Genomic DNA, 5,116 nt, shown 5'->3' with positions numbered 1-5,116 from the left:
CGTCCGCCGAGGCTGGGGAGGCGTGAGGTGCGGTGCGGTCGTGGAGCGACTGAGTCGAGCGTCGATCTCGAACCCGCGTCGACAACGAGCACGCGACGCTAGAACGCGCCCAGGCTCGACTGGAGCTCGCGGTCCGGCACCTCGTCGGTCAGCTCGTAGCCGACCAGGTCCCGGACGTCGACGGCGTACGTCGATCCCCCGCGGTCCAACACCAGCACGCGGCCCTTCCAGCCCCGCACCGTGCCGGCCGCCATCGTCTCCGCGACGGGGCGGTCCTCGAGCGCCAGCCCGTAGTCGAACGCGAACCGCTCGATCGGGTCGAACCGGTCCAGCAGGGCCTCCCACGCGGCCTCGTCCACCTCTCGTCCGAACCCGGCGAGCTTGGTCGGGACTCGCACTCGATCGACGAGATCGTCGCGGCGCGCGAGTTCGGCTTCGACCTCGCGGGCGACGCGGCCGTCCGGATACGTCCGGACGTGGGCCGCCCGGTCCGCGCCCTGCTCGCGGAGCCGGGTCTCCAACCGCCACTCCCGGGTGACGCCGACCTTCGAGACGTCGGGCGCGAAGGCCGCCAGGTACAGCGCGTGCGGCTCGTGACAGTCCATCTCGTCTTTCAGGCACGTCCCCGTACAGCGCGCGCACACCCAGACGTCGCGGTGCGCGTCGCAGTAGGGCGTCTCGTCGGCGTCGCAGGCGAGGTGCTCCCCGTCGTGGAGCGTCCCCGCGCAGCGGCGGTCGCCGAGCCCGAAGACGAGCTCCGTCCCGGCGGCGGCGTCGACGACCTCGACCGCGCCGCCGCTGGCGACGTACAGCGCCTCACCCGACTCGTAGCCGACGACCTGCACGCGTCCCCGTACGGGCACCGGCGACTTAGGCGCGTCGTCGCCGGAGTTTAGCCCCCGCGGGTGCTACCCGAGAGCGGTGCTGACCCCGTCTCTCTCCGCGTCCGTCACGGCCGCCGGCGTCGACCTCGCGTTCACCGTCCGGAACGACGGCGACGCCCCCGTCACGCTGCGGTTCCGGACCGGACAGCGAGCCGATTTCGCGGCCCACGCCGTCGGCGACGCCGCCGGATCGGACGACGCGGCTGAGTCGACCGACACCGCCGGATCGGGTGACGAGGCATCCGGACGGGGAGACGAGCATCCCGGACCGCTGAACGCGACCCGGTCTGGCGGTACGGCGCGGACCGGCTGTTCACGCAAGCGCTCGGCACGGAGGCGCTCGCGCCGGGGGAGCGGGTCGTCTACGAGGCGACGTGGCGAGACCCGAGCCCGGGGACCTATCGGATCGTCGGAACGCTCCACGGGGAGGCGACCGATCCGGAGGGAGCGACGCTCGCGGCGATCGGGGACGTCGCCGCGACCGCGACCGTCGCGGTCGACTGACGCTCTCAGTCGACGTCCGTGCCGTGGACCGCGTGCTCGACGGCCGCCGACAGCCGCTCCCGGGTCCGGTGGCTCGCTTCGGCGTCGGTCCGAACTTCGATCAGGTGCGAGCCGTCCGCCTCGCGGGCGCGCCGGTACGCCTCGGCGACGGCGTCCGAGACGGCCGCGGCGTCCGTGTTGCCTTCGTTCACTCTCTCGTCACGCTCCGGCGCTCGCGAGTCTGCTTCTGGCGCTCGTGAATCCGCCTCCGGCGCCCGCGACTCACCCACCGACATCCGCGCGTCTATCCGGGCGTACTCGAGACCGTGGAGGTCGGCCAGCGGCTCGAACGCGAGCCCGTGAGGCGTCTTGAACGACTCCGTGAACGGCGGGTCGAACGACTCGATCGGGAGCTTGTGGAAGATCCCGCCGCCGTCGTTGTTGACGAGCACGATCGTCACGTCGACGTCACAGCGGTCGATCGCGAGGAGCCCGTTCGCGTCGTGGTACAGCGCGAGGTCGCCCACGACCAGCGTGAGGTCGTCGGTCGTCGCCGATCCGGCCCCGAGCGCGCTGGAGACGACCCCGTCGATCCCGGAGACGCCGCGGTTGCCGAGCGCCGTGACGCTCCGCGTCGTCGGTCCGACGAAGCGGTCGAGGTCGCGCACCGGCATGGAGTTCGAGACGAAGAGCGTCGCCGGGTCGGGGAGCGCGTCGGCGACGACGCGGAGGACGTCGCCCTCGTGGAAGGGAAGTTCGTCGCCGTCACGGTCGCCGCGCGGGTTCGTCTCGCGCTCGTGTACCTCCCGCGCCGTCCGATCGGCCTCCTCCCACTGCGTCCGCCAGTCGGGATTTTCCCCGCTGCCGGCGACGAGCCGCGAGAGGCGAGCGCACAGGCGGTTCGGCTCGGCGACGACGAGGTCGGTGGCCGCGAACTCGGCCTCCCGCCACCGTCCCGCCGGGTCGACCTGGTACTGGTCCGCGCCCGTCCTGGCGAGGTACTTCCGGAGTCGCTTCGAGGTCGGCGAGGCGCCGAGCCGGAGGACCACGTCGGGGTCGTCCCACCGGGCCGCGGAGTCGTGCGCGTCCGCCTCGTCGTCTCCCTCTCCCGCGAGGTCACCGGAGAGGTACGCGTCGTACGCGCCGATCACGGGCGCGACCCGGGTATGGCCGCCGTACCGGACGCCCGAGAGCGAGTCGGCGAGGACGGGGAAGCCCGTCGCGTGCGACAGGGCCGTGACCGCCTCGGCGTCGATCCCGGGGGGATCGGCGGGACCGGCGACGATCAGTCCGCGGTCGGCCGTGGACAGGTCGTTCGCGAGCCGCCGGAGGTCGTCGTCGCCGGGCTCCGGGGCCCCCTGCGTCACGTCGACGTAGGCGCCGTCGCGGCCGTTCGCGGCGACCGGGTCGAGGTCGTTCGGAACGTCGTCCGGCACCGGCGTCGGTTCGAGGGGCTTCGCGAACGGGACGTGAGGTGGACCGGTCCGGGGTCGTCGCCCTCGGCGGCCGCGACGGCGCGCGCGACGGTGGTCCGCAGCGACCGGAGCGCGCGGTCGTCCGGCGCGGGCTCGGGGAGGTCCTTGTAGTAGCGCACGGCGTCGCCGTACAGCTTCTCCTGGTCCGCGGTCTGGTTCGCGCCGGAGTCGCGAAGCTCGGGCGGTCGGTCGGCGGTGAGCGCGAGCAGCGGGACGCGCCCGTTGCTCGCCTCCATCACGGCCGGGTTGTAGTTGGCCGCGGCGGTGCCGGAGGTGCAGATCAACGGCGTCACGCGCCCGGTGCGCCGGGCCCGGCCGAGCGCGAAGTACGCCGCGGACCGCTCGTCGAGCTGCGAGAAGACGCGGAGTTCCTCGTGTCGCGCGGCGGCGGCCGTCATCGGCGTCGACCGGCTGCCCGGCGAGATCACGACCGCGTCGACGCCGGCGGCGACCAGCTCGTCGACGAGCGCGCGCCCCCACAGCGTGTTCCGGTTCGGTGCGGTCATCGCCACCCGTTTGGCGGCCGCGCGTTAATACGTCCCCGGGTCGACCGCGGCGCCGGCGGACGCGTTCTGCAACGCTTATCCCCGACGACCGACTTCACTCGACCATGAGCGACGACGACGCCGACGTCGAGGTCGAGTCTCCGGACGCCGAGACGCCGGACGCCGCGGCCGACGCGTCCGCGGCAGAGGCGGCCTCGACCGAGGCGGACGAGTCTGATACGGGTGAGTCCGACACGGGGGAGTCTGACGCAGGTAATTCCGACTCGGAAAGAGCGCGCGCCGCGGCGCACGCGAACGGGACGGCGGAGGCGGCCGCCGAGAGCGCGAGCGAGGCTGGCTCGACGGAGGGAGATGAGGAAGCGACCGAAGAAGAACCGGAAGACGAGGAGCTCCCCGTCGACGAGTCCCTCGTCGAGGACGTCGCCGAGTACGACGAAGACCTCGCCGAGGAGGTCGCGACGCTGGAAGACGAGCTTCTCGAGACGCGCGCGGAGCTCCGCGAGACGGAGGCGGAAGTCGAGGAGCTGACGAGCAAGCTCGCCCGCGTCCGCGCCGACTTCAGCAACTACAAGGAGCGCGCCAAGCGGAAGCAGGCGGAGATCCGAGAGCGCGCGTCCGAGGCGCTCGTCGAACGGATCACGCCGGTTCGGAACAACCTCCTGCGCGCGCTGGACCAGGACGAGGAGAGCGACCTCAGGCCGGGCGTCAAGTCGACGCTGGAGCAGTTCGACGAGGTGCTCGCCGAGGAGGGCGTCCAGCCGATCGAGCCGGAGCCGGGTGAGGAGGTCGACCCCGCTCGCCACCAGGTGATGCTCCGGGTCGACGGCGACCAGCCCGACGGGACGATCCACGAGGTGTACGAGCCCGGCTACGAGATGGGTGACCGCGTCCTCAGCGAGGCGAAGGTCACGGTCAGCAGCGACGACGCGTAGCCCCGGTCCTCGGCCGCGGCGCGCGCTGTTTGGGTCCGTTATGGGATCCGCCCCGCGCAGTTCCGTCTCATGACCGGTTCGCGTACGCGTCAGCGAGCTCGGCGAGCCGCGCGTCCGGCTCGGCGGCGTGCGGCACCGAGAGCGGCGAGACCGACACCTCGCCGTCGACGACCGCCCGTCGGTCGGTGCCGACCGGGTCCGGCACGTCGGTCGGATTCATCCGCCCCCAGATGGGGTCCGAGATGGCCACCCTGCCGTCCCCGTTCCGCGTCGCCTCCAGCCCGTACCACTCGGAGGGGGTGGTGATCCGCATCGGCGCCGATCGGCCGTCCGGATCCTCCGCGAGCGGGGCGTTCACGTTGAGGTAGTCGGCGTGGTCGAACACGCCGGCGTCGGCGGCCTCGTCGACGAGGAACCGCGTCGCGCGGGTCGCGTTGGCGAAGTGGTCCGGATCGAACTCCCGTTTCCACCAGTCGTCGCCGCCGGGGACGTACATCGACGTCGCGACGGATGGAACGTCGAAGAACGCCGCCTCGACCGCCGCGGAGACGGTTCCCGACCGACCCAGGGTGTACGCGCCGAGGTTCGCTCCCTCGTTGCAGCCGGCGACGACGAGGTCGGCGTCGGGGACGAGTTCGTCGAGCCCGGCGACGACGCAGTCGACCGGGGTCCCGTCGACGGCGTACCCGAGCGGGTGGTCGGCCACCGCCACGTCGTCCGAGAGCGCCCGGCCCACCGAGGAGCGGTCGTCCGTCGGGGCGACGGCCACGACCTCGTAGTCCTCGGCGAGGGCGTCGTGCAGGGCGCGGAGCCCGGCGGCGTCGACGCCGTCGTCG

4 protein-coding genes and 2 pseudogenes are annotated in these 5,116 nt (G+C 72.8%); 3 read left to right on the top strand and 3 right to left on the bottom strand.

Translation table 11 applies throughout. From position 1 onward, the window contains the following. Nucleotides 1-98: 98 nt before the first annotated feature. Nucleotides 99-845, bottom strand: coding sequence for a DUF2797 domain-containing protein (locus GJ633_RS13640; protein WP_321169091.1), 747 nt, complete (start codon nt 843-845; stop codon nt 99-101). A gap of 76 nt (nt 846-921) precedes the next feature. Here GJ633_RS13640 and GJ633_RS18375 point away from each other — a divergent pair. Continuing rightward, nucleotides 922-993, top strand: a pseudogene (locus GJ633_RS18375) (hypothetical protein); the annotation flags it as partial. 131 nt (nt 994-1,124) lie between these two features. Then, nucleotides 1,125-1,388: a BsuPI-related putative proteinase inhibitor gene (locus tag GJ633_RS18300; protein ID WP_321169090.1), complete on the top strand. Its 264-nt coding sequence runs from the start codon at nt 1,125-1,127 to the stop codon at nt 1,386-1,388. 5 nt (nt 1,389-1,393) lie between these two features. Here GJ633_RS18300 and menD read toward each other — a convergent pair. Continuing rightward, nucleotides 1,394-3,348, bottom strand: a pseudogene (gene menD, locus GJ633_RS13630) (2-succinyl-5-enolpyruvyl-6-hydroxy-3-cyclohexene-1-carboxylic-acid synthase). Between the two features lie 104 nt (nt 3,349-3,452). Here menD and GJ633_RS13625 point away from each other — a divergent pair. Continuing rightward, nucleotides 3,453-4,280: a nucleotide exchange factor GrpE gene (locus GJ633_RS13625; protein ID WP_156589252.1), complete on the top strand. Its 828-nt coding sequence runs from the start codon at nt 3,453-3,455 to the stop codon at nt 4,278-4,280. 67 nt (nt 4,281-4,347) lie between these two features. Here GJ633_RS13625 and surE read toward each other — a convergent pair. Further along, the coding region (gene surE, locus GJ633_RS13620; protein ID WP_156589251.1) for a 5'/3'-nucleotidase SurE at nt 4,348-5,116 on the bottom strand (769 nt) is incomplete at its 5' end.

Source organism: Halorubrum sp. CBA1125, assembly GCF_009742825.1.
In the GTDB taxonomy this organism is placed as follows: domain Archaea; phylum Halobacteriota; class Halobacteria; order Halobacteriales; family Haloferacaceae; genus Halorubrum.
Note: the sequence above shows the minus strand (reverse complement) of the source record. Positions and strands in the feature narration are given on the sequence as shown.